26 protein-coding genes are annotated in these 26,924 nt (G+C 52.8%); 17 read left to right on the top strand and 9 right to left on the bottom strand.

Annotation, left to right across the window (positions count from 1 at the left end; genetic code table 11):
* Positions 1-39: 39 nt before the first annotated feature.
* The 5 genes from pilQ to ACMAZB_RS00880 are packed head-to-tail and all read right to left on the bottom strand — an operon-like array spanning position 40 to position 5,002.
* The gene (gene pilQ, locus ACMAZB_RS00900; RefSeq protein ID WP_435220104.1) at positions 40-2,211 is read right to left on the bottom strand and encodes a type IV pilus secretin PilQ; all 2,172 of its coding nucleotides are present in this window, start codon (positions 2,209-2,211) and stop codon (positions 40-42) included.
* 41 nt (positions 2,212-2,252) lie between these two features.
* A complete protein-coding gene (locus ACMAZB_RS00895) occupies positions 2,253-2,798 on the bottom strand; it encodes a pilus assembly protein PilP (protein ID WP_435218780.1) in 546 nt (181 codons plus the stop codon).
* On the bottom strand, positions 2,788-3,411 hold the full coding sequence (locus ACMAZB_RS00890) for a type 4a pilus biogenesis protein PilO (protein WP_435218778.1): 624 nt from the start codon (positions 3,409-3,411) through the stop codon (positions 2,788-2,790). The genes ACMAZB_RS00895 and ACMAZB_RS00890 overlap by 11 nt, the downstream gene beginning before the upstream one ends.
* 2 nt (positions 3,412-3,413) lie before the next feature.
* Positions 3,414-3,974: a PilN domain-containing protein gene (locus ACMAZB_RS00885; protein ID WP_435218776.1), complete on the bottom strand. Its 561-nt coding sequence runs from the start codon at positions 3,972-3,974 to the stop codon at positions 3,414-3,416.
* A complete protein-coding gene (locus ACMAZB_RS00880) occupies positions 3,974-5,002 on the bottom strand; it encodes a pilus assembly protein PilM (protein ID WP_435218774.1) in 1,029 nt (342 codons plus the stop codon). The genes ACMAZB_RS00885 and ACMAZB_RS00880 overlap by 1 nt, the downstream gene beginning before the upstream one ends.
* A 249-nt stretch (positions 5,003-5,251) precedes the next feature.
* Here ACMAZB_RS00880 and ACMAZB_RS00875 point away from each other — a divergent pair, with 249 nt between their 5' ends.
* Positions 5,252-7,666 (top strand): penicillin-binding protein 1A, encoded by a 2,415-nt coding sequence (locus tag ACMAZB_RS00875; RefSeq protein WP_435218772.1) that lies wholly within the window; start codon positions 5,252-5,254, stop codon positions 7,664-7,666.
* 10 nt (positions 7,667-7,676) lie between these two features.
* Here the strand turns inward: ACMAZB_RS00875 and ACMAZB_RS00870 are convergent, their stop codons facing one another.
* Complete coding sequence (locus ACMAZB_RS00870; RefSeq protein WP_435218770.1) at positions 7,677-8,966, bottom strand: malic enzyme-like NAD(P)-binding protein; 1,290 nt, start codon at positions 8,964-8,966, stop codon at positions 7,677-7,679.
* 91 nt (positions 8,967-9,057) lie between these two features.
* Positions 9,058-9,273 (bottom strand): 50S ribosomal protein L31, encoded by a 216-nt coding sequence (gene rpmE / locus ACMAZB_RS00865; RefSeq protein WP_435213627.1) that lies wholly within the window; start codon positions 9,271-9,273, stop codon positions 9,058-9,060.
* 130 nt (positions 9,274-9,403) lie between these two features.
* Here rpmE and ACMAZB_RS00860 point away from each other — a divergent pair, with 130 nt between their 5' ends.
* The 16 genes from ACMAZB_RS00860 to ACMAZB_RS00785 all read left to right on the top strand — a co-directional run bounded on the left by ACMAZB_RS00860 (position 9,404) and on the right by ACMAZB_RS00785 (position 25,141).
* Positions 9,404-11,611 carry a primosomal protein N' gene (locus ACMAZB_RS00860; protein WP_435218768.1) on the top strand — a complete coding sequence of 736 codons (2,208 nt, stop codon included), beginning with the start codon at positions 9,404-9,406 and terminating at the stop codon, positions 11,609-11,611.
* 109 nt (positions 11,612-11,720) lie between these two features.
* A complete protein-coding gene (gene argS / locus ACMAZB_RS00855; protein WP_435218766.1) occupies positions 11,721-13,409 on the top strand; it encodes an arginine--tRNA ligase in 1,689 nt (562 codons plus the stop codon).
* A 2-nt stretch (positions 13,410-13,411) separates the two neighbouring features.
* Positions 13,412-14,026: an SPOR domain-containing protein gene (locus ACMAZB_RS00850; RefSeq protein WP_435218764.1), complete on the top strand. Its 615-nt coding sequence runs from the start codon at positions 13,412-13,414 to the stop codon at positions 14,024-14,026.
* A gap of 18 nt (positions 14,027-14,044) precedes the next feature.
* A complete protein-coding gene (gene hslV / locus ACMAZB_RS00845; protein WP_435218762.1) occupies positions 14,045-14,581 on the top strand; it encodes an ATP-dependent protease subunit HslV in 537 nt (178 codons plus the stop codon).
* Positions 14,582-14,584: 3 nt separating this feature from the next.
* Positions 14,585-15,895, top strand: coding sequence for an ATP-dependent protease ATPase subunit HslU (hslU, locus tag ACMAZB_RS00840; protein WP_435218760.1), 1,311 nt, complete (start codon positions 14,585-14,587; stop codon positions 15,893-15,895).
* Positions 15,892-16,290 carry a gamma-butyrobetaine hydroxylase-like domain-containing protein gene (locus ACMAZB_RS00835; protein WP_435218758.1) on the top strand — a complete coding sequence of 133 codons (399 nt, stop codon included), beginning with the start codon at positions 15,892-15,894 and terminating at the stop codon, positions 16,288-16,290. Before hslU ends, ACMAZB_RS00835 begins: the two co-directional genes overlap by 4 nt.
* Before the next feature lie 94 nt (positions 16,291-16,384).
* The gene (gene ubiE / locus ACMAZB_RS00830; protein ID WP_435218756.1) at positions 16,385-17,152 is read left to right on the top strand and encodes a bifunctional demethylmenaquinone methyltransferase/2-methoxy-6-polyprenyl-1,4-benzoquinol methylase UbiE; all 768 of its coding nucleotides are present in this window, start codon (positions 16,385-16,387) and stop codon (positions 17,150-17,152) included.
* A 2-nt stretch (positions 17,153-17,154) separates the two neighbouring features.
* Positions 17,155-17,799: a ubiquinone biosynthesis accessory factor UbiJ gene (locus tag ACMAZB_RS00825; RefSeq protein ID WP_435218754.1), complete on the top strand. Its 645-nt coding sequence runs from the start codon at positions 17,155-17,157 to the stop codon at positions 17,797-17,799.
* Positions 17,796-19,358 (top strand): ubiquinone biosynthesis regulatory protein kinase UbiB, encoded by a 1,563-nt coding sequence (ubiB, locus tag ACMAZB_RS00820; RefSeq protein WP_435218752.1) that lies wholly within the window; start codon positions 17,796-17,798, stop codon positions 19,356-19,358. Before ACMAZB_RS00825 ends, ubiB begins: the two co-directional genes overlap by 4 nt.
* Positions 19,359-19,380: 22 nt before the next feature.
* Positions 19,381-19,743 carry a phosphoribosyl-AMP cyclohydrolase gene (hisI, locus tag ACMAZB_RS00815; RefSeq protein WP_435218750.1) on the top strand — a complete coding sequence of 121 codons (363 nt, stop codon included), beginning with the start codon at positions 19,381-19,383 and terminating at the stop codon, positions 19,741-19,743.
* Entirely contained in the window at positions 19,740-20,075 is a 336-nt protein-coding gene (locus ACMAZB_RS00810; RefSeq protein WP_435218748.1) for a phosphoribosyl-ATP diphosphatase, read from the top strand. The genes hisI and ACMAZB_RS00810 overlap by 4 nt, the downstream gene beginning before the upstream one ends.
* A gap of 45 nt (positions 20,076-20,120) precedes the next feature.
* Positions 20,121-20,336 (top strand): Sec-independent protein translocase subunit TatA, encoded by a 216-nt coding sequence (locus ACMAZB_RS00805; protein WP_435213608.1) that lies wholly within the window; start codon positions 20,121-20,123, stop codon positions 20,334-20,336.
* A 30-nt stretch (positions 20,337-20,366) separates the two neighbouring features.
* Positions 20,367-20,720, top strand: coding sequence for a Sec-independent protein translocase protein TatB (gene tatB, locus ACMAZB_RS00800; protein WP_435218746.1), 354 nt, complete (start codon positions 20,367-20,369; stop codon positions 20,718-20,720).
* Positions 20,721-20,764: 44 nt separating this feature from the next.
* Positions 20,765-21,490, top strand: a complete 726-nt coding sequence (gene tatC / locus ACMAZB_RS00795; RefSeq protein ID WP_435220103.1) for a twin-arginine translocase subunit TatC — start codon at positions 20,765-20,767, stop codon at positions 21,488-21,490.
* A gap of 82 nt (positions 21,491-21,572) precedes the next feature.
* The gene (locus ACMAZB_RS00790; RefSeq protein ID WP_435218744.1) at positions 21,573-23,357 is read left to right on the top strand and encodes a mechanosensitive ion channel family protein; all 1,785 of its coding nucleotides are present in this window, start codon (positions 21,573-21,575) and stop codon (positions 23,355-23,357) included.
* Positions 23,354-25,141, top strand: a complete 1,788-nt coding sequence (locus ACMAZB_RS00785; RefSeq protein ID WP_435218742.1) for an ABC transporter transmembrane domain-containing protein — start codon at positions 23,354-23,356, stop codon at positions 25,139-25,141. Before ACMAZB_RS00790 ends, ACMAZB_RS00785 begins: the two co-directional genes overlap by 4 nt.
* Before the next feature lie 134 nt (positions 25,142-25,275).
* On the opposite strand, the gene ACMAZB_RS00780 is transcribed toward ACMAZB_RS00785, so the two are convergent.
* Complete coding sequence (locus ACMAZB_RS00780; protein WP_435213601.1) at positions 25,276-26,637, bottom strand: NAD(P)(+) transhydrogenase (Re/Si-specific) subunit beta; 1,362 nt, start codon at positions 26,635-26,637, stop codon at positions 25,276-25,278.
* Between the two features lie 2 nt (positions 26,638-26,639).
* Positions 26,640-26,924, bottom strand: a complete 285-nt coding sequence (locus ACMAZB_RS00775; protein WP_435213599.1) for an NAD(P) transhydrogenase subunit alpha — start codon at positions 26,922-26,924, stop codon at positions 26,640-26,642.

The raw sequence follows: 26,924 nt of genomic DNA, 5'->3' as shown, positions 1-26,924 counted from the left end.
GGGCCCACCAAAAATACTCGGGCACAGGAGGTCACAGGGTCAGTCGAGAAGCGCCTCGGAAAGAATCCGCGGCGTAATGAAAATTAGCGTTTCTGTCTTGCTGGTCTTGCTGGCGGTGTTTTTAAAGAGCGTGCCGAGGTAGGGAATATCACCTAGAAAGGGGACTTTCCTAATTGAAGTAACTTCTTCATTCTGAAATACACCGCCCAAGACCACCGTTTCACCGTTACCCACCAACACCTGCGTCGTTAACTGCGTGGTGTTGATCGTGGGAATCAGCCCTCCTGTTCCACTGGGCACCAATTCACCTAGGGAGTCTTGGTTAACCACTAAATCAAGAAGAATGCGATCATCGGGGGTGATGTTGGGAGTTACCTCCAACTTAAGCACTGCCTCCTTAAAAGAAACGCTTGTCCCACCTGAAGCCGCCCCCTCCTGATAGGGAATCTCGCTGCCCGACTTAATCGTCGCCAACTGTTTATCGCCAGTAATAATTTTCGGCTGACTGACAATTTCCCCCTGTCCCGAAGACTCCAGGGCTGACAGTTCTGCGGTTAGAAATAGGTCGTTGGAGGTAAAGCCCACCGCAAAGCCACTGGTTGCTTGAGACACACCCAAATCCACCAGAGCCGCACCAAGTCCCTGCTGCTGTTGCTGACCGTCGCCTCCTTGTTGACCCCCACCCTGCTGTCCATTCCCTTGAACCGGGTAGTTCAATGTGGGTGTCACCCCTGCGACGGTATCTTCATTGAAACTGACCACCTGCTCACGACTACCCGACGCTGAGTAAATGTTGCCATTACTGCTGTCCGTACCGATGTAACCGCCCCCCCACTCAATACCCAACTCCTCATCGAGATTGGTTGATGCAATGACAATACGAGCCTCAATCATGACCTGACGTATGGGTACATCGACGCGCTCGACAAGGTCGCGTATTTCCGCAAGCTTCGCGGCCGTGTCGGTCACAATGATTGAGTTGGTGCGATCATCAACAACCACTGAACCCCGATCAGATACCAAGGAACCGCCCTCTTCAGACCCCGCCTCGAATAGATTCACTACCTCAGAAGCTTTTGCGTAGCGGATACGGATAAACTCTGATTGCAGTGGCGCGAGTTCCGCAATTTGCTTATTCGATTCAATTTCTTGCAGTTCACGCTCGGCAATTTCTGCCGCGGGCGCGACCATAAGGACATTGCCGACGCGGCGACTGTCCAAGCCCTTGGTTCTCAGCACCAGCTCCAGTGCCTGATCCCAAGGGACATTTTGTAGTCTCAGAGTGATGTTACCGCTCACGGTATCTGAGGCCACAAGGTTCAGGTCGGTAAAATCGGCGATAAGCTGCAGAACTGCTCGCACCTCAATGTCCTGAAAATTAAGCGAAATGCGCTCACCTACATAGGTAAACTCATTCAGGCGTGCCTTTTTCTCACCCTCACTCAGAGGTTTGACGCTGAGTATGTACTCTTCACCAGTCTGATACGCGAGGTAATCGTAGAGTCCGGTCGCCTCCAGCAGTAACCGGGTCCCCCTCTCCGTTGTCGTTACCTCAATTGAATTCACCGGTGTTGCGAAGTCAGTCACGTCAAAACGCCGCAACAATCCATCAGGGACAGTCGTCGCCAGAAACTCCAGATTTATTTTCCCACCCTCAGAAAATACATTGACGTCAACAGAGGGATCACTGAGCTGCAGGATCAGGCGTCCTTCTCCAGACTCGGCTCGACGGAACTGCAAATCGGTCAGTTGCGATCGCGCCTCAATAACCGGCGTCATTTGACTTTCGAGCACATCGTTTGGCGGCGTTGCTTTGGTATACCCTCCACTGCTGTCTTGCCCTACCTGCAGCAGAAGCTGATTTCCGCTTATAACCGCCTCATACGGCACCAATTTAACGAGATTCAGCACGAGGCGGGTTTTGTCACCGCCCTCAAGAACCAAGACGCCGGTGGCATTGCCAAAAGGTAACGAAAAGCGCTTTTGCGCGAGGCCACTTTTGGTTCCTGGGAAATCAATCGCAATCCGAGCTGGCTCTTCAATTGTGTAAGCACTGTAATTAGCGGGAGGCGCTTCACTGAAATCGAGACGCACTTCAAATTTGCTACCGGGCTGCGAACTGAACGTAATATCTTCGATGACAGGCTGCGCAAGCAGAGGCGCTGCAAACCCAAGCAGTAATAGCGCTAGGCCGGTTTGTACATTGCTCATCCGCTTCATTTATGAGATCTCCATTAACAGCACGCTAAAACTCATGATCCCGTAAGCTCTATTACCCGAGGACGTTCTACCCACCCTTCGGCGGTGCCATCGGTAACAATTTCTATCACAGCGATAAATGTTTCACCCATCTCTGTTATTCTACCGTGATCCCGGCCCAAAAAGTTGCCTGGGCTGACCCGATGGATTCCCCCTTGAGGGTCGCGCATTAGCGACCAATAAGTGCCGCCACGCTCAAGGCGTCCGACCATTTGCAGAGAATCCAGCGTGAACTGCTCCAGAAACTCCCTAGGTCTGTCAAAGTCGGGCATGATCGTTGCTCGCGCACTAATTCGCGTTATCTGACGAACCTCGACAGGCCGGTCAAAGGGCGCCCGCTGCCCTGTTGCCGCATAAGCAAAAGCTTCATATGCAGTAAACGTCGGTATAGGCTCAATGACGCCCCCGGGGCGTGCTCGCTTCTCCGCCATAAAAGCATCGAGATCGCTCATGTCGTTGTCGGCACAACCCAGCATAGTGACGGCCATCATGACCAGAGCCACAAAACGACCCAGCGATGAGAACTGCCTACAACTCATCTGCCAACCCATCTCTATAGCGGTACGTTTTGGCGACAATGTTCATTTGCAGCTGACTTGTGTTGGCGCCGGATGACTTAATGTTGAAGTCGTGCAGGGTTACAATCCGTGGCAAGCCCGCCATCCCAGAAATAAATGCCCCGAGGTCGTGGTAAGACCCAACGGCTACGATGCTAATGGGCAACTCTATATAAAATTCCCGTGGCACCTCCGGAAGCAGGTCTATCTTACTGATCGCAAGCCCATTTTGCTCACCTTTGTTGGTGATGTCCTCGAGCAACCCCGGAACCTCTGTGTCGCTGGGGAGTTGACTGACGAGGGCCCCAAAGCTCTCCTCCATCTCAAGCATTTGCCGTTTGTACGCCTCAAGGTTGGCAGCCTCAAACGATAACCGCTCAAAATCCCGCCGAAGCTCTGCCTCATTGCCGCGCTCTTTGTTCAGCTTTTCTTGGAGGCTATCAACTTGGTAGTAATATCCTACCGCCAGCAGTGCCATCAAAAGCACTATCGCTGCTAAAACTTTGACCGGGGCTGGCCAGCTCCCCACATTTTCAAAATCAAGATCTGCAAAGTCGAAGTCGCGCAGAGATTTGAGGGTATCTTCAATAGCCATGGCTACAGCTCCTCTTCCTGCTCAGGGAGCTGCACGCTAACGGTCAACCTAAAAGTTGTAGCCTGATCCCCGTACGAAGGTGCGGCCTTTACGCCCTCGAGATTAGGGCTTTGCAGCCAGTCTGATGCCTCTAGGCGACGCATTAAACTGGAAACGCGATTATTTGATTCAGCCACTCCTTCAATTTCTATTTTGCCATCCCCCGAAACGAGGCTGGTGTAAAAGAGTCCGTCTGGGACAGTGCGGACCAGTTGGTCCATTATCCTGACAATGATGGGCCGATTACCCTGCAGATCTTGGATAATACGCATGCGCTCAAGTAGCTCTGTGCGCCGACTCCGCAGATCCCGGATCTCAGCGACTTCCTCATCAAGCTCTGCAATATTTTGTCGCACGTAGGCATTGCGTCGCTCTTGAAAACTAATTTTACTATCGAACACCAAATCCGCGACAAAGAGCACGAATACGGCCACCAACACCATCAGCGCTAAACCCGCAATAAACTCTTTCTTGCGCTCAGCACGGAGTTCCTCACGCCAAGGTAAAAGATTAATAGTCGCCACTAGTCAAAACTCCTCAGAGCCAAACCACAGGCGATCATCATGGCCGGCGCATCAGAATTGAGTGCCACCGCATTCACGCGGGGAGAAATACTCATATCAGCGAAGGGGTTTGCCACAATAGTGCGACAACCCAAGCGGCCCGCTACTAGCGGCTCCAAACCATCCATCGCCGAGACACCACCGGCAAGAATGACGCAATCAACGCTGTTGAAGTCGCTGGAAGAGAAAAAGAATTGCAGTGACCTTCCCACCTGCTGCACTACCGCCTCACGGAAGGGTTCGAGCACATCGATCTCGTAGTCATCGGGCAGCCCGCCCTGTTTTTTAGCGAGCCCCGCCTCTTCCAGAGGTAATCCGTATCGACGCATAATTTCATCGGTCAGCTGCTTACCGCCAAACAGCTGCTCCCGGGTATAAACCGTCTCGCCTTTGTGCAATACCGATAGCGTTGTCATGGTCGCCCCGATATCCACAACTGCGACGGTAGCTGAATCTTCAATTTGCCATTGAACTTTGATCAGCTCGAAAGCCCGCTCCATAGCATACGCCTCAACATCCACCACTTTGGGGGTTAGGTCGGCGAGCTCAATCGCTTCCACTCTGGCATCAATGGTTTCGCGACGACAGGCGGCCAGCAGCACATCAACCTGATCCGAGCGCCCTGCCGACAATCCCTGAACCTCAAAGTCTATGGCGACCTCTTCAAGGGGGTATGGAATATATTGATCAGCCTCAAGAGTTAGCTGGGTCTCCATGTCATCGTCGTTCAAGCCCAATGGCATAGGCAGAGACTTGGTAATCACCGATGAGCCCGCTACCGCGGCACAAACCAACTTGTTCTTTGACCTCGCCCGGGCGTAAAGGCTGCGCAGGGAATCTGCTACGGCTTCCGTGTTGTTGATGTTTTTTTCTACCACAGAGTCCTGAGGCAAGGACGCCACTGCAAAAGCTTCAACGCGAAAACGGTCTCCCGATCGACTTAACTCAATCAGCTTTATCGTCGTCGAGCTAATGTCGATGCCCAACATCTGAGACGGTTTCCGCTTTCCAAAAATGCCTAGCACTCTCTCAATCTCATCTCGTTTTGCTTATCCACCACCCGGATCACCACACTGTAAACGACGCTAATATGATCATGATGGGTATAATACTTCTATATAGTGCACCACAAGCCCGTAAAAAGGTCACTTTGACGCAGTAATTTGCGCCCTCACCTGACAAAGTACTCACCCTCAAACCCTAATTTTTATTGTCCCTGCTTTCGGAGCACTCAGTTCTTGGTTTTGACCCGAACATTACTGGTCAGCTTTATTATCGCAGGTTGCGCTGCCCTTTGGTGGCTAGCAGGGCTGTACCTGTATTTAAGCCCTAACTTACCTGACGCAGACACATTGCGCGACGTTAAGTTGCAAACCCCAATGAGGGTGATGAGTAGTGATGGCCGACTTATTGGACAATTTGGTGAACAAAAAAGGAGCCCACTTCAATTTGAGGAAATTCCTAGGGATTTTATAAATGCCCTTCTCGCTGCAGAGGATGATCAATTTTTTGAGCACGGTGGGGTAGACCTGCTGGGCCTAGCTAGGGCGGTCTCTGAGCTCATTGCCACCGGACAAAAGCGTTCTGGGGGTAGCACACTGACCATGCAGGTCGCACGAAACTATGCGCTCTCTCTGGAGCAAACTTTTCTTCGAAAATTCAACGAAATTCTCTTGGCCCTTGAAGTCGAGCGCGTGTTAACGAAGGCAGAAATCTTTGAGCTTTATGTCAATCGAATATTTTTAGGGCATCGTTCTTATGGTTTCGAGGCAGCGGCTCAAACGTATTACGGAAAATCACTTGCTGAATTATCCTTACACCAGCATGCGATGCTGGCAGGCATTCCCAAAGCGCCGTCTAGAAACAACCCTTTAAGCAACCCGGAAAGGGCCAAAATTCGACGAGACTGGATTCTAGGGCGAATGGCCTCATTGGGGATGATTGACGTTGAAACCCGCGACGCCAATCGCAATCAGCCGGTTGTGGCGGCCTACAGCGGCCTGCGCGTCGAAGTGGAAGCAGACTATGTCGCAGAAATTGTGCGTAAAGAGATGCTTGACCGCTTTGGTAATGGCGCCTACAGCGACGGCTATGTTGTTTACACCACCGTCGATGGCAAAGCACAGATTGCAGCCCGACAGGCGCTGGTCAATGGTCTTAGAACTTATGATAAGCGCCATGGCTGGAGAGGACCCGAACGCCAATTACCGCCACTGGAGGGGGAGAGCCTCCTTGAATTAGAAGACAGGTGGCAGCAGGCTCTAAATGAGATGCCAATTATTGTCGATCTCACCCCCGCCATCGTCACAGCAGTTGACGCTACCGGCGCTACGATTCTCAGTAAATTGGGAGACCTCCATCGTCTGAGCTGGCAGGGCGACCTCGACAGCATTCGGCGCTATCGAACCGAAAATCTGACGAGCCCTGCGGCCAAATCCATCGAAGATTTGCTCGCTGTAGGCGACCTTATCCGCATGGAGCTAGATGTAGAAAAGCAGGTCGCGCGCCTTGCACAGGTACCTCGTGCCCAGGCTGCGCTGGTTGCTTTAAATCCAAATGACGGCGCGATTCGTGCGCTGGTTGGGGGAATGGGATTTGAACTCTCCAAATTCAATAGGGCAACTCAGGCGCGTCGGCAACCAGGCTCTAACTTCAAAGCTTTTTTGTATGCCGCTGCCCTAGAGTACGGTATCACCCCCGCGACACTCATTAACGACGCACCCATCGTATTGGATAATTTATCCAGCGATGAAATATGGCGGCCTGAAAATGACAGTGGCCGATTTTATGGCCCGACGCGACTTCGCAACGCCCTAACCTATTCCCGCAATTTGGTTTCCATTCGAGTTCTGCAACGACTGGGGCTCAATAGATTTATTGATTACGTTGGAAATCTGGGGTTCGATACAGAGGGTATGGCAAGGAATCTGACCCTTGCGCTGGGCACCCATGCCTACACACCCCTCGATATTGCAGCGGGATACGCCATTGTCGCCAACGGTGGTTTCCGGGTGGAACCCTACCTAATATCACGCATAGAAGACGCGACAGGCCGCATCATTTATCAGGCAGATCCATGGGTTGTTTGCTCTAGCTGCGACGAAGAACTCGCTGAAAGTGAGGAAGCTTTTCGTATGGAAGATATTCTACAGCCAGTCACTGAAGATATCAGAGAAGCACCACAGGTCATGGACCCACGAGCCAGCTACCTCGTGTCATCAATGCTGCGAGACGTTATTAAGCGCGGCACGGGTAGGCGAGCGCGGGTTTTAGAGCGCAACGACATCGCCGGCAAGACCGGGACAACCAATGGACCACGAGATGCTTGGTTTTCAGGCTTTAACCCCAACCTAGTCACCACGTCTTGGGTTGGCTTTGACGACTACAGCCTGCTGGGCAAGCGTGAATTCGGTGGCACAGCAGCACTGCCTATATGGATAGATTTCATGCGCGAAGTCCTGCCAGAGGAGCAATCACTTCCCGACATGCCTAGTGGCGTGGTGCGACTGAGAATAGACCGTAAGACCGGACGCCGGGTGACGGGAACCCCCGAAGGCAGTTCCTACGAGTACTTTTTTGAAGAGTTCCTTCCCGCTCAAAAGTCTGACAGCGATCAACCCGTCGGCACGGATGAACTGGATGGATTATTTTAAAGTCGGCTAATCAACGCCAGTTGCGGTCAGCCCCGAAACCAACCCCACCCCAAAGCTGCTCTTCATAATCATCGTCTATGTCACAACGAGCTACACCTGAAGCCTGAGCTGCGCGTGCAACAGCCGGCGCGATGATGGGCATCAATCTAGGATCCATGGGCTTTGGCAAAATATAGTTCGGGCCATACTCCAAATCGATAAGGCTATAAGCATCCAATACGGATTCGGGCACGGGCTCTCTAGCAAGTTCTGCCAAAGCATTAACCGTAGCTATTTTCATCGCCTCGTTGATGGTCGAAGCCCTAACGTCTAAAGCGCCTCTAAAAATAAAGGGAAACCCCAGCACATTGTTGACCTGATTCGGCAGATCAGACCGACCTGTTGCCATGACAATATCATTGCGTGTTGCCATAGCAAGTTCACGCTTAATTTCGGGATCAGGGTTAGAGCACGCAAAAATGATAGGCCGGGGCGCCATTGATTTAACCATTTCCTGTGAAACCAGGTCAGAGCCAGAAAGCCCGACAAAGACATCACAATCTTGCATTGCTTCATCAAGGGTCCGTTTATCGGTATTGACGGCAAACAGCGCCTTTTGCTCGTTGAGGTTTTCTCGGCCAGCGTGGATAACACCCTGCCGATCCAACATCAGCATGCGACTGGGATCAGCGCCCATTTCCAGCAAAAGCTTCATGCAGGCGACCGCCGCCGCACCCGCTCCTAGGCATACAACATTGACGTTATCCAAGGTCTTTTGCTGGATTTCTAGGGCGTTTACCAAAGCCGCCGCCGTAACGATGGCGGTACCGTGCTGGTCATCATGAAAAATCGGAATATCGCACAAGGCTTGCAGCCGGCGCTCAATTTCAAAACACTCAGGCGCCTTGATATCTTCCAAATTAATGCCGCCATAGGTACAAGCAATGGCACTAACAGTGTTGACGAACGTATCAACGTCCTGAGTATCGACCAAAACATCGATCGCATTGATGTTAGCAAAGCGCTTAAAAAGTAATGCCTTGCCTTCCATCACTGGCTTACTGGCTAAAGCCCCCAAATTTCCAAGGCCCAAGACCGCACTACCATTAGAGATAACCGCGACGCTGTTGCCCTTGCCCGTGTAACGGTAGGCCATCTGTGGGTCTAGGGCGATCTGACTACAAGGTTCAGCAACCCCTGGGGAGTAAGCCATAGCTAAATGGCGCATGGTATCGGCAGGCTTGGTTAGCTCGACGCTAATTTTGCCGGGGATTGGCAGCGCATGGTAATCGAGGGCATCTTTCAGAAGTTGCTTTGACATATACGTCGACCTTCAGATCAAAAATGCGGCAATGCGGCATTCGAGACAAAAAAAACGCCGGCTTGGCCGGCGCTTGTTTCCCCTTGGGGACCTATTTCTTCAGGCTTCTGCCTGCGAAGCGCTTGTTAAAACGATCTACTCGACCGCCAGTATCCAAGATTTTCTGCTTCCCAGTAAAGAAGGGATGGCATTGGCTGCAGACATCCAACAAAATGTCATCACAGACGGTAGAGCGTGTCTTAATTTCGTTGCCACAGCTACAGCGAGCGGTGATTTCCTCGTAACGCGGATGAGTGTCGGCTTTCATGAACGGATCCTTTGCATCCCCCAGATGGAGGCGCCATAAAAAAAAGAGGACGAAGGTTACCAGAAACCGACGGTTTATCAAGGCCCCAGTAGCAATGGGGATACCAACAATTCAACATTGAGGACACAACTTGCCACAGGAACCAAACAACACCCAAATCCTGTTGCGGTGCGCTGTACCCATTCCTGTGCGGGGATACCTAGACTACCTCCCAGCTGAGGGTATTGATGCACTGCCGCTACTCGGCAGCCGCGTCCTTGTACCCCTAGGCTCGAGACAGCTGGTCGGCATTGTGGCCGAAATTCTGGGATCCACCCCTATCAACCCCGAAAAACTGAAGTACGCCAAGGTTTATTTGGATGAAACCGCACTGATTAGCCCCGATGTACTGGAGCTGCTGAACTGGACAGCTGATTATTACCAGCACCCACCGGGTGAAACATTGATATTGGGGCTTTCACCTCGAGAACGGCGCGGCGAACCCCCGGCAAGCACACGAGAGGATGGCTTTAACCTCACGCTTCGCGGCGAGGGTCTGGCGGATACGGCACTCAGTCGAGCACCTCGCCAGCAGGCCCTCATTGCTGCATTACGTCATGGACCCAAAACTCGGACCCAGCTGCGCCTGGCAGGATTTAAGTCGGAAAACCTGCGAGCACTAATATCCAGAGCGCTGATCGAACCGGTGGCAGTGGATGACAACAAAGCTTGGGCCTCTAAAAGCCCACTCAATGCCAACGACGAACAACGCCAGGCCATTGCTGCTATTACGACCTCTCTCAATACATTTGGCTGCCACCTATTAGAGGGAGTCACCGGCAGCGGTAAAACAGAGGTTTACTTGCAGACTATTGCCGCCGCCCTCGCCTTGCAAAAGCAAACCCTTGTCATCATTCCGGAAATTGGCCTGACCCCACAGTTAGTTCAACGCTTTGAAGAGCGCTTTGATGCTCCTATCGTGACGCTGCACTCAGGCCTTGGTAACGCTGAAAGAGATCGTAATTGGCAGGCCGCAAGAACCGGACAAGCTGCAATCGTTATTGGGACGCGCTCTGCGGTATTCGCGCCGTTGTTAACGCCAGGTCTAATCGTTGTTGATGAAGAGCACGACATATCGCTGAGCCAGCAAGACGGCCTTCGCTATTCCGCTAGAGATGTCGCGGTCAAGCGAGCGCAGCTTATTAATTGCCCCATTGTTCTGGGGTCGGCTACTCCCAGCCTGGAATCTATGGCAAACGCCAGCAATGGGCGTTACCACTGGCACCGCCTCACACAACGTGCCGCAGGTGCCCATCCACCCAGTAAACGCCTCGTTGATATTCGTGGCTTGGCACTGCGCGCAGGTCTTTCGCCGCAGCTAGAGGACGAGATGGCTGAGGTGCTCTCTCGGGGCGAGCAAGTATTGCTCTTTTTAAACCGTAGAGGTTTTGCCCCTTCGTTACTGTGCCACGACTGCGGATGGACCGCCGAATGTCAGAACTGCGACTCACGACAAACACTGCATAAAAAGCCGCCAAGGGTGCAATGCCATCATTGCGGCCAGAGAAACCCACTGCCCAAACGTTGCCCACACTGTAACGGACACCGGCTAGTGGCCAGTGGCGTGGGAACCGAACAAACCGAACAAGCGCTGCGTAAGCGCTTCCCAGATGTGCCTGTGCACCGTGTGGACAGTGACAGCATGTCTGGGCGACATGCTATGGCCACATTTGCTCAAACGGTCGAGAACGCGGACGCCTGCATTATGTTGGGCACACAACTGCTGGCCAAGGGCCACCATTTCCCCAAGGTCACCTGTGTGGGTGTCCTAGACGCCGACTCACTGCTAATGAGTCCTGATTTCCGCGGCGAGGAGCGCTTAGCGCAGCTACTCACTCAAGTGGGAGGCCGAGCAGGCCGTGCCCAGCGGCCGGGAGAGGTCTTAATTCAAACTCGCCACCCTGAACACCCGATTATTAAAGCAGTCCTAGAACAACCGTGGCGCACCTTGTCAGCGCAGCTGTTGTCATCGCGAGAAGCGCAAGGGCTCCCCCCGAAGGGTGCCCTCGCGGCTTTACGTTGTGACAGTGCCGATCAAGACGCAGGATCAGCGTTTCTCACCAACATCATGAACGCTTACAACGTTGCGACGACCGACCCTTCTGTTCGCCTTGTGGGTCCACTGTCAGCACCCATGGCGCGACGTGCTGGGCTCTATCGAAGCCATATAGTCATCGCAGGGACGCAACGATCCAAAGTGCATGCCAGTGTGAAAAGTCTGGTGGCGCTAGCCTCTGAACAACGACTACCTAAGGGCTTGCGTTGGTTCGTCGATATAGACCCCTCTGAACCGTTATGATCACTGGCCAGACCCAAAAAACTTTAGCCTCTGTCAAAACAGTGCCAGCTCGGGGATAATTCCGCCCGTCCCAGCGTGTTAGACGCGCAAAAACCGTGGAGTAATGATTATGAAGGAAGCGCTTACTTCGCTTCTGGATCAAGCTATTCAGACGTTGATAGCCAAAGAGCAGGTGCCAGAGGTACTGGACCTTGTCCCCCAGATTGATCACACCAGAGACGCCAGTCACGGCGACCTCGCCACCAATCTAGCCATGGTGCTCGCAAAAAAGGCTGGCATGGCACCCCGAGAGCTCGCAGCAGTGATTATCGACGCACTCCCTGCTAATGACCTCATCGCTAAAACAGAGATCGCAGGCCCCGGCTTTATAAACTTTTTTATTAACCAAGCCAGTCATGTCGAGGTTATCCGCTCTATCCTGACAAATGGAGCCAAATTTGGAAGCAGCAATCAGGGGGCCGGGCGCCGGGCTCAAATTGAGTTTGTTTCTGCGAATCCCACGGGGCCATTGCATGTCGGTCACGGCCGCGGCGCCGCTATCGGCGACTCACTCGCCAGACTTCTGGTTGCCAGTGGCTGGTCTGTACACCGTGAATTTTATTACAACGACGCCGGACAGCAGATCGTCAATTTAGCGCGATCAGTGCAAGCGCGAGCCCAAGGTCTCACACCCGAGGATGCCGACTGGCCTGAAGACGGTTATCGTGGCACTTACATTACCGACTTGGCTGAGGCCTACCAAAATAAAATCACGGTTGCAGCAGCAGATCGCACCATCACGGCACTGGGTGACATCAATGACTTGGAAGCCATTCGCGACTTCGCTGTTGCATGGTTACGTCGAGAGCAGGACCTCGATCTGAAGGCTTTTGGGGTTCGTTTCGATGAATACTTTTTGGAAAGCGCGCTCTACGAGAGTGGCGAAGTGGCAGACGCAGTAACCGCGCTCCAGGGTGCCGGACATACCTACGAAGAAGGTGGTGCACTTTGGCTGAAAACCAGTGACTTTGGCGACGATAAAGACAGAGTCATGCGCAAAAAAGACGGGGAATATACCTACTTTGTGCCCGACGTAGCCTATCACCTTAACAAGTGGCAGCGCGGCTTTGAGCGGGTAATTAACGAACAAGGCGCTGATCATCACAGCACCATCACGAGAGTTAGAGCCGGGCTTCAGGGTTTAGCCAAAAACATTCCCGAGGGTTGGCCCGAATACGTACTGCACCAAATGGTGACCGTTATGCGTGACGGCGCTGAGGTCAAGCTATCTAAGCGGGCAGGCAGCTACGTGACCTTGCGAGATCTCATTGAATGGGTGGGCAAAGACGCAACGCGCTTCTTCTTGGCAGCCCGATCAGCCTCATCGCAGCTGACCTTTGATATTGACCTTGCCCTTGCACAATCCAATGAAAATCCAGTGTTTTACATTCAATATGCCCACGCCAGAGTCTGCAGCGTAAAACGCAAAGCCCTCTCCGAAGGCGCCGACTGGACACCGGAAGCAGGGCTTGACCACCTGGGCAACCTCACCGCCCCTGAAGAGCTTGCCCTAGCGCTGCTGTTAGCTAAGTTTCCCGATGTGGTCGCCAACGCTGCACAGCGCCTTGAGCCCCACGACATCGCAAATTATCTGCGTGAAGTCGCCGCCACGTTTCACGGCTTATACAACGTCCACAAGATGGTCGACAGTGATCACAAAAATCAGTCCCTCGCACGAATCAGCCTTGCAGAGGCAACGCGTCAAGTCATTGCAAACGGGCTAGACTTGCTCGGAGTTTCGGCCCCAGAGAGTATGTGACCTTGGCGACACAACCGCGCAAAAAAACCGCAACCAGAAAACCGGTAACCAAAGGCTCTGGAACCCGAGCAGCCAGTCGAAAGCCTGCCGCTAACGCTCGAAAGTCCCCTGCAACCGGTGGTCCACCCTCACTGACGCTGGCTCACATTCAAGGGTTTGGGGTCGGGATAACCGCGGGACTTCTGTTCGGCGTTGTGGGCTTCGCCTGGTTGACGAACCAAAATTCGACGTCTGTCGCTGAAGTTGTTGAAGAGCTTCAAAGTGCGTCTGAAGACGACCCGCAACCTCGATTCGACTTTTACACAGTGCTGCCCTCGCAAACACTCGATTTGACCTCAGATGTTGAGCCGCCCGATCTCGACGGTGGCGGACAAGGTGACCTTTACGTTTTGCAAGCTGGCTCTTTTAGAGCTCAGAAGGATGCTGACCGACGTCGTGGTGAATTGGTCTTACTTGGACTGGAACCCACCATTGATCAAACTGAAGGCGAAAATGGCGCGTGGTATAGGGTATACCTTGGACCTTTTGAGAGTCGGTCAAGAATGGCTCAAGCACGCTCTATTACCGCACAGCAATCGATCGATACATTGCTACTACGCAGACCACGTTCGCCCTAGAAGGCGGGGAGAAAACACATGGAACAATTCCACGGGACCACCATTGTTTCGGTGCGCAGAGACGGCCGGGTAGCGATTGGCGGCGACGGTCAGGTTTCCATGGGCAATACGGTCATGAAGGGTAATGCCAGAAAAGTGAGACGTTTGTACCGCGACAATGTCATTGCCGGTTTTGCTGGAGGCACTGCCGACGCATTTACGCTCTTTGAACTGTTTGAAGCGCAACTCGAAAAATATCAGGGCCAGCTAACGAGGGCCGCCGTAGAACTCGCTAAACTATGGCGTACAGAGCGCTCGCTGCGCCGACTTGAAGCGCTATTAGCCGTGGCAGACTCGGACACATCGCTGATCATTACCGGGAATGGCGACGTTATAGAGCCAGAAAACAGCCTTATTGCTATTGGCTCAGGTGGCCCCTATGCCCAAGCAGCAGCACACGCTCTGATAGAAAATACGGCGCTCTCGGCTGAAGATATTGTGAAGAAAAGTTTATCGATAGCCGGCGACATCTGCGTGTTCACTAACCACAACCAAACCATAGAGACCTTAGCCTGAATCATGTCCAATATGACTCCCCGCGAAATTGTCCATGCCTTGGACCAACACATTATCGGTCAGGCGGAAGCCAAGCGCGCAGTGGCTATTGCCCTGCGCAATCGCTGGCGTCGTCAGCAATTGGAGCCTGACCTGCGCAGCGAAATCACGCCAAAAAATATTCTGATGATTGGCCCCACCGGTGTGGGTAAAACAGAAATCGCACGCCGACTCGCGAAATTGGCCAATGCACCCTTTGTTAAAGTAGAAGCCACCAAATTTACCGAGGTGGGTTACGTAGGGCGCGATGTAGAGTCCATGGTTCGCGATCTCGTAGAGACTGCTATTACCCTACTGCGCGAGGAAGCCCTCGTGAAAGTTCGCACTCGAGCTAAGGATGCGGCCGAGGAGCGCTTGTTAGACCTACTGTTGCCACCCGATCGTGACGACAGTAACGCGAGCACTCGGCAAGTACTACGTAAAAAGCTCCGTGAAGGCGATCTCAATGATCGCGAAGTCGAGATTGAGGTCAAAAATCCTACCAGCAGCGTGGACATTATGGCCCCGCCCGGCATGGAGGAAATGACGCAACAACTCCAAGGCATGTTTGCCAACCTCAATAAAGGTGGCAAACCGCGTAAAGCGCCGATTCAGGAGGCCCTCAAATTATTGGAGGAAGAAGAAGCGGGCAAACTCATTGATCCCGACGATTTAAAAGCCCAAGCCCTATCAGCCGCTGAACAAACTGGCATTATTTTTATTGATGAAATCGATAAAGTTGCAAAACGCGGTGAGATGGGTGGTGCCGATGTCTCCCGTGAAGGGGTACAACGTGACCTATTGCCGCTTATCGAAGGCTGCTCGGTCACCACCAAGCACGGCACAATAAAGACTGACCACATCCTTTTCATCGCCTCGGGTGCTTTTCACCTCTCGAAACCTGCAGACTTGATTCCGGAGCTTCAGGGTCGCCTACCCATTCGAGTCGAACTGGAAGCGCTGACAACCGACGACTTCCGTCGGATCTTGACCGAGCCCAAAGCCGCCTTAACCGCACAATATCAAGCTTTACTGGCCACTGAAGGCGTGACCATTCATTTCACCGAGGAGGGGGTTGAGCGAATTGCTGAAATCGCTTGGCAAGTTAATGAACGTGCCGAAAATATAGGCGCGCGCCGATTGGCGACGGCCATGGAACGATTACTTGAGGAGATCTCCTTCAGTGCCTCTGACGCCGGCGTCGGTGAGTCTGAGGTGACCGTTGATCGCGATTACGTCGACAGTCAGCTCGGTGAGTTGGCCAATGACGAAGACCTCTCGCGATTCATACTATGAAATCGGACGAGCTTGAACCCAGCGTTGATCGCATTCACTACTCGCGCAATCAGCGAACCTTAGACCTAAGTTTTAGCGATGGCTTAACGGGTTCTTTGAGCGCAGAGTTTCTTCGGGTATTTTCTCCTTCTGCCGAAGTTCGTGGTCATGGGCCCGGTCAAGAGGTGCTGCAAACGGGCAAATCAGACGTTCAAATTACCGCCATTAATTCGGTGGGGCACTACGCTATACAGCTCGTTTTCGACGATGGCCACGATAGCGGCCTGTACAGCTGGAGCTATTTGCATGATTTAACCCGCAGACAGCCCAAATTGTGGCGCGAATACACCGATCGTCTTCAAAGCGCTGGACTTGGGCGGGACGCTGATACGCAGGTGCTGACTTTTCAGCCCTAGCTCAACCCTCATTGGCGCCTAACGCAGCGGGAACCCACCTCGGTTACAATAAGCGAATAAGCCACGAGCGAATGAGCCACGTCGGAAACGTACTATGACAGATAAAACGAATACCCCATCTGGCGAAACCACTGACTTTGGCTTCGAGACAGTGGACAAGAACCAGAAAGAAAGCTTGGTCCGCGGCGTCTTTGATTCTGTAGCGAGTCGTTACGACCTCATGAACGACCTCATGTCCGCAGGCATTCACCGCCTATGGAAGCGCTTTACTATCGAACTCAGTGCCGTTCGACCCGGGCAGACAGTACTGGATATCGCGGGTGGTACCGGCGATTTGGCGGCGAAGTTTTCTCGACTGGTTGGTGATGATGGAAAGGTTATCCTCGCAGACATCAATGACTCGATGCTAAAGGTAGGTCGTGACCGTCTGCTGGACTCGGGCGCCGTTGGAAATCTGCACATGGTGCAGTGTGACGCGCAAATGCTGCCTTTTCCTGATGCCTCAGTGGACTGCATCACGATTGCTTTCGGACTGCGCAACGTCACAGATAAAGACAGGGCGCTTCGATCGATGGAAAGAATACTCAAGCCCGGCGGCCGCTTGCTGGTGCTGGAGTTTTCAAAACCCACCAATCCGATGCTTGAGAAAATTTACGATACCTACTCTTTTCGGATACTGCCGATGATGGGGCAGCTAATCGCTAATGACTCTGAGAGCTACCGCTATCTGGCAGAGTCTATCCGGAAGCACCCAGACCAAGACACGCTATTAGACATGATGGAAGACGCAGGTCTTGTAAATTGTGAGTACCACAATATGACCGGCGGCATTGTCGCTGTTCACAGGGGCATTAAGGCTTAACTGTGAGTACTCAGCATGATCCGGCGGTAATTACCGCCGTCTTAATGGCGGCAGAGGGTGCAATAAATCGTGCCCTCGAGCTAGACCCCGCAAGCGCCCGAGACTTGGCCGGCCTCAGCGGGACCGTATTGGCCATTGAATGCTTGGCCCCTGCGCTAGAGATTTTTGCCGTCGTTGAATCCGAAGGGCGACTCTACCTGGCATCCTATTGTGAGCAACCGTGCAGCGTCCGCGTCAGAGGAGGTTTAAGTGACTTTCTCGCGCTTACAACCGCTGACGATCCAGCCGTCACATTGATCAACAGTGATCTAGAAATTATCGGCAACAGTGCACCACTTGTCGCACTGCAAACGTTAGTCACCAACATGCAACCAGATTGGGAGGCCCCCTTAGTGGAGGTACTTGGTGACGTCGCGGGCCACCAGCTGGCCAATCTGCTCAAACAGATTTTCCGCTGGGGGCAAAGCAGCAGTAAAAGTTTGCGGCGGCAGCTATCTGAATTCATTCTCGAGGAAGGCAGATTATCGCCACCCGCTGCAGAGCTTGAACACTTTTATCAGGAAATTGATGCCCTTGTTTTAAAAGCGGACCGCCTCGAATCGCGCTTAAAGCGACTGGCGCAAAGACTGGACGCCCAAACCACATGATTGGGCGCGTCCTGACAGTCTGGCGCATTATTAGAAAACAGCGACTGTATGAGCTTGCGCCCGTCCATCGTCAGACAAAATTAGGGCGCTTGGTTTTTCAATCTAAGGGCGCTGCGTCAGAAGAAAGTCGAGGGCAAAGGTTGCGGGTGGCGCTGGAAACACTGGGCCCCATCTTTATCAAGTTTGGTCAGTTACTGTCCACACGGCGGGATCTCCTACCCGATGATATTGCCGATGAGCTCGCCCAGTTGCAGGATAATGTGCCGCCTTTTCCTTCGAAGGACGCCATTTCTTGTGTCGAGGCTGCCCTGGGCGGACCTCTCAACGATCATTTTGCCACTTTCGAACATGCGCCACTCGCTGCCGCGTCAGTAGCTCAGGTTCACGCTGCAACACTGCCATCAGGAGAAGCGGTAGTTGTTAAGGTTTTGCGTCCCGAAATAGAAGGGCTTATTCGCAAAGATCTTAAACTCATTCAGGCCCTTGCCTGGGCAATAGACCGATTTTTTAAGGACGGGCGGAGACTGAAGCCCCGCGAGGTCGCTGCAGACTACGAGCGAACCATACTCAACGAGCTCGATCTCCGCCGTGAAGCCGGCAATGCCTCGCAGCTGCGCAGAAACTTTTCCGGCAGCAACTTGGTCTATGTACCCGAGATACACTGGCCGCTCACCGCTGAAAAGGTCATGGTCAGTGAGCGTATTTATGGCCTGCCTGTCACCGACGTAGAAGCCCTAAAGCAGCAGGGGGTTGATATGAAGGTTCTGGCGGAGCGTGGCGTAGAAATCTTTTTCACTCAGGTCTTTCGCGACAGTTTTTTTCACGCTGACATGCATCCAGGCAACATTTTCGTCGATGCCAAAGACCCGCTTAACCCCTCGTATTTGGCTATCGACTGCGCCATCGTAGGCCAGCTCGATGAAGACGATCTTTACTACCTCGCACGCAACCTGCTGGCTATCTTCCAACAAGATTACAGACTAGTGGCAAAGCTCCACGTGGAGTGCGGCTGGGTGGCGCCAGACACCTCGATCGCTGAATTTGAATCGGCTATGCGCACGCTCTGTGAACCCGTCTTTGAGCGGCCCCTTGCAGACATCTCTTTCGGGCACATGTTGATCAGCCTCTTTCGTACCGCAGGGCAATTTGAAATGTCGGTTCAACCCCAGCTGGTGCTGCTGCAAAAAACCCTGCTTAATATTGAAGGGCTAGGTCGCCAGCTTTACCCCGATCTAAACCTGTGGGATACCGCCAAGCCATTTCTGGAACGCTGGCTGGCAGATCGTTACGCACCTCAAACCGTGCTGCGGCGCTTGCAGCAGGACGCCCCCTTTTGGCTGGAAACGCTCCCCCGATTACCTGATCTCATCATCAAAAATTTGCAAGACCTTCCACCAGACCCACCCAAAAAAATCACCCTCAATGGCAGGGCGATGGCATTCACGCTGCTGGGGCTGGGTTTTATAGCCGTCGGTAGCGGCTCTCCAGAAGAACCCCTCGCCTTTATAGCCGGCGCAGTCTTCATAGTGCTCGCCGCTTTTTCTCCCAAGCAACGCTGACACAGTCTGGCATACTGCACACATGACATTACAAATTGACACAATGACACCCCGTTGGAATGCCCAAGGACTTATCCCGGCTGTGGCCCAAGACGCTAACAGTGGTGAGGTGCTGATGCTGGCCTGGATGAATGAGGAAGCGTTACGACTCACGCTGGTGGAAAAGAGAGCCGTTTATTGGTCTCGATCTAGGGCCGCGCTTTGGCGAAAGGGAGAAACTTCAGGTCACATTCAGCGCTTAGTTGATATTAAGCTCGATTGCGATGGTGATACCCTGCTACTGAAAGTCGAGCAAACCGGTGCAGCCTGTCACACCGGGCGTTATAGCTGCTTTTTTTATGGTCATACGGGCGATACTTGGGTGGCAGAGGGCGATACCCCATGAGCGACGTACTCGAAGCATTGCAAGAAACGCTTGAAGCCCGAAAGTCTGACGGCGCTGAAAATTCGTATGTGGCAAGTCTGTATGCAAAAGGGCTCAACAAAATTTTAGAAAAGGTCGGTGAAGAAGCGACCGAAACTGTACTTGCGGCCAAGGATTATGACGGCACAGACGCTGCTCGATCGGCCGTTATCGCTGAGACAGCAGACCTCTGGTTTCACTCTCTAGTGATGCTGGCACACCTAGATCTTCGGTATGACGAAGTTCTCGATACACTGGGCAATCGTATTGGCACCTCGGGCATCGAGGAAAAAGCTACAAGAGCTGAAAAGTAAACCGCACGCGCGTCGCACGGTTAGGCAAAAATGGAGAGTACAACTATGGGACTTGGTGGAATTAGTATTTGGCAATTACTGATCATACTGGCGATCGTCGTCATGTTGTTTGGGACCTCGCGCTTAAAAAATATTGGTAGTGATCTTGGAAGCGCCATTAAAGGCTTCAAAAGTAGCGTCAAAGATGAGGGCGGTAAGGATTCGGTGGCTAACGAGCGGCAAGAGTCCGATGTAGACACCAAGGATTCGACCCCGTCTTAATCTGACCCGCAAATTTAGGTAGCAATCTCAGTGTTTGATATTGGATTCTTCGAACTGCTTTTAATCAGCATTGTCGGGCTGTTGGTTTTTGGCCCAGAACAATTTCTGGACGCCGTGCGGACCACCCTCCACTGGGTTAAAAAATTCCGCCGCAGTGTGGATGACGTTCGCCTTGAGGTGCAGCGAGAGCTACACAACGATGAAATCTTGAAACAACTCAAGGACAGTGCCTCCGAGCTAGAACACGAAATTCGTGATGTGACTGCCCCTGTGACCGAGAAAATTGCCGCTCTGGAGCAAGAGGCGCAGGCTGAGACCATCCCCAATGAAAACGCAGAGAGTACTGACAAAAAGCCGCTGGAATCTAGGGTAAACCACCCTTGAGCAAGCTATCAGACGCCACTGAGACTGAGCCTCAAAACGATACGATGCAACCCCTTGTGGCGCATCTGGTAGAACTACGCGATCGCCTGCTGCGAGCGGTGCTCGCCATTCTGGTTGCGTTTATCGGCCTGTTCCCTTTTGCCAATGAAATCTACACCTTTGTCTCTCAACCGCTCAGGGAATTGCTTCCGGAAGGATCGAGCATGATCGCAACCGAGGTCGCGTCACCCTTCCTGACCCCATTTAAGCTCACGTTAGTGGTCGCGGTATTTGCCGCTATTCCTTACATATTATTTCAGGTGTGGGCGTTCGTGGCCCCGGGCATGTACCGCAAAGAAAAGCGCATTGCCTTTCCCTTGTTGGCGTCCAGCGTCCTGTTATTTTATGCTGGAGCAGCCTTCGCTTACTTCGTGGTTTTCCCACTTATATTCGCTTTTTTCACCAGCGTCGGCCCCAGCGACATCACCGTAATGACCGATATCAATCGTTATCTGGATTTTGTGCTCAAATTATTTTTTGCATTCGGTATTGCGTTTGAAATTCCAATCGCGGCCATCATTCTGATACTGACGGGGGCCACCACTCCTGAGAAACTTGCCAAAAAGCGCCCCTGGATTATCGTGGGATGTTTCGTGGCAGGCATGCTGCTAACACCACCCGATGTCATTTCACAGTCGCTGCTAGCACTTCCCATGTGGCTGCTATTTGAGCTGGGCATTGTGTTTGGCCGAATGTTACAGCACCGGTCCTCAAAATCGGAGACACCATGACCAAGCGCTCGGTAAGTTTTAAGGTAAGTGCTCGGGTCTACCTGCGGACACGCTTCGACCTTAATCAACCTGAGAGGTAGTTATGATGAAGTTCTTCTACCAGTGGCTGGTTTTTGGAGTGCTCCTGACAGGCGTTGCCAACGCCCACGCTCAGAGCGCCAAAAACGAGGTTACAAATCAACAAGGCTCCGCACTAGCTGTCTACCAATCTGAACAGAAATTAGAGGAGCTCAGCAAGGAAACTAACGAGCGCAAGTTATCTCCCGCGGCCGCACGGACACCTTTGGATGCCATGCTGGGTTTCCGAAAGTATTTACGCGCTGGTAACTTTGATGTTGCAGCTCAGTACCTTGACCTGCGCTACGTACCAGATGAAATTGCGGCAATCGAGCCCCAGAGACTGGCTCAGGCATTGGCTTTTGTTTGGACAAAGCAAAACGTACTAGATATCAGCGTCTTGAGCGACAGCGTGGGAGGGCACTTGGATGATGGCCTTCCCAGCTATCGAGATCAGGTAGGCGAGGTGCAACTGAGCGAGACAGTCGTACCCGTCTTTCTCCAGCGCATTCCCGACAGCCAGGGTGAGTCTGTTTGGCGTATCTCCAATGCCACCGTGGTGCGTATTCCGGACATGTGGGAAGAACACGGCTACTCCGATTGGGCGATCTGGCTCGCTAAAACACTACCCACATTCACGCTTTTGGGTATGACCAACTGGCAAACATTTTCCATGTTTATCGCCCTTGGGCTGCTTTGGGTGATCTCAGGCCTGATTACGCGCCTTATGAGCTGGCTTTCTCTGCGCATTCCTAACAAATTCCCCCTCGCTATCCAGCATTTTTGGGCGCTGCCCATGCGCATTATTATTTATGTCGCACTGCTGCGTATTGCCATGGAGCAGTTGGGCCTGTCGATCACCGCCCGGGTGTACCTGAAAAGCTCACCCCTCGAATATTTAGCAGCGACCGTTTTTATCGTGGCACTTCTCACTTTGTGGCGTGATTATAAATTCAGGCAACTCGAGAGTTCCGGTGATCTATATTTGACCGCACTGCTGCGGCCGCTCATTTTAATGGTGAAAATCATTATTGTGGTCGTGGCCATGCTGGCGTGGGCCAAAAACGCCGGGTTTAACATCTCGACACTCATTGCTGGCCTGGGTGTGGGTTCACTAGCCATTGCCTTGGCTGCTCAGCGCACTATGGAGAACATCATTGGTGCGGTCACCATTTATGCGGCTCGACCGATACGACCCGGCGATCTATGCCGCTTTGGCGACCTTAAAGGCACCGTCGAAGAAATTGGACTGCGATCCGTCACTGTGCGAACTCTAGATCGCACCCGAGTCTTTATTCCCAATGCTAAGTTTGCAGCGGATCAAGTTGAAAATATCTCGGTTCGAGATCGCATTCGATTCTTAAAAAACCTCCAGATACAGATGCCAACATCGGAGCAACTTCGGGTCATTCTTGGCGAACTCCGCGAAATGCTATCGGCACACCCTAGGGTCCTGCCAGACACAATTTCAGTGCGGCTTGTAGATATCGAAGCCGCCACCGCGGTATTTAGAGTAGATGCCGGCATTATGACGACAGACTATCAAACCTTTCTCGCCATTGCGGAGGACCTGAACCTACGAATCATTGAGACTGTGCACGAAAATGGCGCTATCTTTTCGGGGCCGGGCCAAGTACTGCAGGTTCGTGATTTCCATAAAGCTAGCGAAGAAACGATGTCAGAGGTCGCGGCTAAGCTTGACGGCTGGAGGGACTCTCAGCAGCTCCCCTTCCCTGACGTATCAGAAGACCGAAAGGCCGAAATCGAAGGTAGCCTAATTTATCCTCCCGCTGGCTCCCCCGATCGATGAGTGGAGACAAGAACAAACCTCAGGAAATGCCTGAGAAGTCTACCTCGGCTGGATTTACCCCACTGCGTGGTCTGCTTGGGCTGCTGTGGCGACACAAGTTGCGGTTGGTGGCAGCAAGTTTGGCCCTGATTGTTACGTCAATGCTGCAATTATCACTGGGGTATGGCCTGCAGTTGTTAATCGACGATGGCTTTTCCGGTGGCGATCCCGAGGGGTTACGCAACGCGGTGGTATTTATCGTAGCCGTTGGTGCCGCCATGGCAGTCGGGGCTATGGTGCGTTTTTATCTCGTTTCTTGGTTGGGAGAACGGGTCAGCGCCGATCTTCGAAGCGCCGTTTTCTCCAACCTTGTGGGCCTTCATCCCAGCTACTTCGAGTCCAATCAGTCGGGTGAAATTATGTCCCGATTAACGACAGACACCACGTTGCTACAAACACTCATAGGCTCCTCGGTTAGCTTGGCAGCTCGCAACACCCTATCCCTCGTGGGCGCGCTGATCCTAATGCTCATCACTAATTTAAAATTGAGCCTAATTATTCTCGTAGGCGTACCCCTCACCTTGCTGCCTATCTTGTTTTTTGGCCGGCGAGTTCGCAACTTGTCCAATAAAAGCCAACAAACCATTGCCGAAGTGGGCAGTCACGCAGGCGAGATCCTCCAGTCGATCAAGATAGTGCAAAGCTACAATCGAGAAACCATGGAACAAACCGCCTTCGATCGGGATGTAACCATAGCGTTTGATGTGGCCCGCGCTAGGATCCGGCAGCGCGCCCTTCTCACCGGCTTTGCCATTTTACTGTTAGTCGCCGCTATGGCGGGCATGATGTGGAGTGGCGGGCAAGACGTCATTTTAGGCCGTATGTCCGGCGGAGAGATGGGTGCCTTTGTATTCTATGCCGTCATGTTAGGCGCAGCTTTTGCGACACTGTCGGAAGTCTGGGGGGATCTCCAGCGCGCTGCAGGTGCGGCGGAACGCCTCATGGAGCTGCTGAACGAGACTAGTGTCATCTCCGACAATGGCACAGACATTCCGGACATTCGTTCGCCCATTAGGTTTAATAAAGTCACATTTTCCTATCCCAGTCGACCGGATCAACCCGCACTGACAGATTTTGAGTTATCGGTACCACCCGGAAAATCTCTGGCCCTGGTCGGCCAGTCGGGGGCGGGGAAATCAACGCTCTTTGAACTGTTACAGCGCTTTTATGACCCACAGCAAGGCTCAGTCAGCTACGGAAACTACGATCTGCGCCAAATTCCCCTGGCGGTCTGGCGCGAGCGCGCCGCTTTGGTACCCCAAAGCCCGGTACTTTTTAGTGGCAGTGTTCGTTACAACATCGCCTACGGTAAGCCAGATGCTACCGACGCTGAAATCGAGTCGGCAGCGCGAGCGGCGTATGCACATGACTTTATCTCGCAGTTGCCCGAGGGATATAACAGCCCTCTCGGTGCTCAGGGTGTTCGATTATCGGGTGGTCAGCGCCAACGAATCGCTATCGCGAGAGCGGTCTTGAAGAACCCCGAAATCTTATTACTTGATGAGGCAACCAGCGCCCTAGATACGGAAAGTGAATTTTATGTCCAGCAGGCTCTTGCAGAGATCATGCATGACAGGACGACGATCATAATCGCCCACCGTCTCTCAACGATCATCAATGCCGACAATATTGCTGTAGTGGACCAAGGCCGGGTCGTTGCCACGGGGACTCATAACGAGCTGCTTTCAACGTCACCGCTTTACGCGCGACTTGCCAGTCTGCAGTTTAATCAAGAAAGCGGCTAATCTGAACGCCCCATTTCCTCTTCAGCCGACGCCGCTGTCACCTTAGTAGCACCGCGAAAGCACGGCTTGAGATCGTCACAAATAGCCAAAAAAAAGCCCGCTACTAAGCGGGCTCTCTCATTTGGGGTCTGTCGTTAACTGCTGAGCTCTGACACCAGCTTACCCAAACTCTCTTTAGCATCACCGAAGAGCATACGAGTATTCTCTTTATAGAACAGAGGATTCTCAATGCCCGCGAAACCCGAGGCCATTGAGCGCTTCAGCACGAAAACCGTTCGCGCGTCGGCAACGTTGATTACCGGCATACCGTATATGGGTGAAGACTCCACCTCTCTAGCGGCGGGATTCACCACGTCGTTGGCGCCAATAACAATAGCCACGTCGACTGTATCCATCCGAGGATTGACCTCGTCCATCTCTAGGAGTTGGTCGTAGGGCACATCGGCCTCCGCTAACAACACGTTCATGTGCCCCGGCATTCGCCCAGCCACAGGGTGAATACCAAACACCACCTCGGCACCATTAGCTTCGAGCAGGTTTGAAAGCTCTTTCACGACGTGCTGCGCCTGAGCCACCGCCATGCCGTAACCCGGAACAATCGCTACGCTGCTGGCTGCTTCAAGTATGTAGTAGGCGTCGTCGGCGCTGATCGGCTTAATTTCACCCTCAATCTCAGTGACTTCGTTTGAGACGCTCGCAAATCCGGAAAACAAAACATTTGAAAGCGAGCGGTTCATGGCTTTACACATGATCTGGGTCAAAATGATGCCAGAAGCACCCACCAAAGATCCCGCCACAATGAGCACGTTGTTATCAATCGCAAAGCCGGCAGCACAGGCGGCAAGCCCTGAGTATGAGTTGAGCAGTGAAATCACCACGGGCATGTCGGCACCGCCAATGGGGATCACCACCATAATGCCAAAAACGAGTGCCAAACCAATGACTGCGTACAAATACAGCGTGTTTGTCGGTTCCATCACAAACAGAGTTGCCCCGCCGATGATACCCAGCACCACCAATGAGTTAACAATTTGCTGCCCGCTAAATACTATTTGCCCGCTACCCAACTTTTCACTCAGTTTGCCGTAAGCGATGAGCGAGCCGGTCAATGTGACGCCCCCGATCAAAATGGACAGAACAATAGTGATCAAGGTGAACGTTGCAGAATCAGGTGACAGAGCGGCCCATCCGACAAGAAGCGACGCGGAACCCCCTAAACCATTAAATAGGGCGACCATCTCAGGCATTGACGTCATCGCAACCGAGCGCGCGACAACAGCACCAATGAGACCGCCTACTACCATGCCTCCAGCGATGTAGGTGTAATCAACGATGCCCTGATCGAGAAGTGCCACAACAATCGCCACCAACATACCAGCGGCAGAGACCATGTTTCCCCTGCGCGCTGTTGCAGGAGAACCCAGCATTTTCAGACCAAAAATAAAGAGGCCCGACGCGACTACATATCCCAAACCCGTCACAAGCGAAGTATCCATTATCAATTCTCCCGCTTCTTGAAGAAGCCCAGCATGCGGTCAGTAACAAGGTAGCCGCCCACGACGTTGATGCTTGCTAGAGCTACGGCACCAGCACCCAGCCACTGCGCAAGATCGCCTTCTCCGCTGCCAGCTAAAGCTACTGCGCCTACGGCAGTGATCCCCGACACGGCGTTCGCCCCGGACATGAGTGGGGTATGCAATGTTGCTGGAACTTTATTAATCAGCTCAAAACCCAAGAAAACCGAGAGCATGAGAATAAACAGAAGATATTCGGCACCGTTCAT

This window comes from Luminiphilus sp. nBUS_07 (genome assembly GCF_051201685.1).
Classification (GTDB): Bacteria; Pseudomonadota; Gammaproteobacteria; order Pseudomonadales; family Halieaceae; genus Luminiphilus.
This window is presented reverse-complemented; position numbering and strand designations above follow the sequence as displayed.

Coding starts and splice junctions, on each gene's coding strand:
- pilQ (WP_435220104.1), bottom strand. CDS start 2,211: ATGAGCAATGTACAAACCGGCCTAGCGCTATTACTGCTTGGGTTTGCA.
- ACMAZB_RS00895 (WP_435218780.1), bottom strand. CDS start 2,798: ATGAGTTGTAGGCAGTTCTCATCGCTGGGTCGTTTTGTGGCTCTGGTC.
- ACMAZB_RS00890 (WP_435218778.1), bottom strand. CDS start 3,411: ATGGCTATTGAAGATACCCTCAAATCTCTGCGCGACTTCGACTTTGCA.
- ACMAZB_RS00880 (WP_435218774.1), bottom strand. CDS start 5,002: ATGTTGGGCATCGACATTAGCTCGACGACGATAAAGCTGATTGAGTTA.
- ACMAZB_RS00870 (WP_435218770.1), bottom strand. CDS start 8,966: ATGTCAAAGCAACTTCTGAAAGATGCCCTCGATTACCATGCGCTGCCA.
- rpmE (WP_435213627.1), bottom strand. CDS start 9,273: ATGAAAGCCGACACTCATCCGCGTTACGAGGAAATCACCGCTCGCTGT.
- argS (WP_435218766.1), top strand. CDS start 11,721: ATGAAGGAAGCGCTTACTTCGCTTCTGGATCAAGCTATTCAGACGTTG.
- hslV (WP_435218762.1), top strand. CDS start 14,045: ATGGAACAATTCCACGGGACCACCATTGTTTCGGTGCGCAGAGACGGC.
- hslU (WP_435218760.1), top strand. CDS start 14,585: ATGTCCAATATGACTCCCCGCGAAATTGTCCATGCCTTGGACCAACAC.
- ACMAZB_RS00835 (WP_435218758.1), top strand. CDS start 15,892: ATGAAATCGGACGAGCTTGAACCCAGCGTTGATCGCATTCACTACTCG.
- ubiE (WP_435218756.1), top strand. CDS start 16,385: ATGACAGATAAAACGAATACCCCATCTGGCGAAACCACTGACTTTGGC.
- ubiB (WP_435218752.1), top strand. CDS start 17,796: ATGATTGGGCGCGTCCTGACAGTCTGGCGCATTATTAGAAAACAGCGA.
- hisI (WP_435218750.1), top strand. CDS start 19,381: ATGACATTACAAATTGACACAATGACACCCCGTTGGAATGCCCAAGGA.
- ACMAZB_RS00810 (WP_435218748.1), top strand. CDS start 19,740: ATGAGCGACGTACTCGAAGCATTGCAAGAAACGCTTGAAGCCCGAAAG.
- ACMAZB_RS00805 (WP_435213608.1), top strand. CDS start 20,121: ATGGGACTTGGTGGAATTAGTATTTGGCAATTACTGATCATACTGGCG.
- tatC (WP_435220103.1), top strand. CDS start 20,765: ATGCAACCCCTTGTGGCGCATCTGGTAGAACTACGCGATCGCCTGCTG.
- ACMAZB_RS00790 (WP_435218744.1), top strand. CDS start 21,573: ATGATGAAGTTCTTCTACCAGTGGCTGGTTTTTGGAGTGCTCCTGACA.
- ACMAZB_RS00785 (WP_435218742.1), top strand. CDS start 23,354: ATGAGTGGAGACAAGAACAAACCTCAGGAAATGCCTGAGAAGTCTACC.
- ACMAZB_RS00780 (WP_435213601.1), bottom strand. CDS start 26,637: ATGGATACTTCGCTTGTGACGGGTTTGGGATATGTAGTCGCGTCGGGC.
- ACMAZB_RS00775 (WP_435213599.1), bottom strand. CDS start 26,924: ATGAACGGTGCCGAATATCTTCTGTTTATTCTCATGCTCTCGGTTTTC.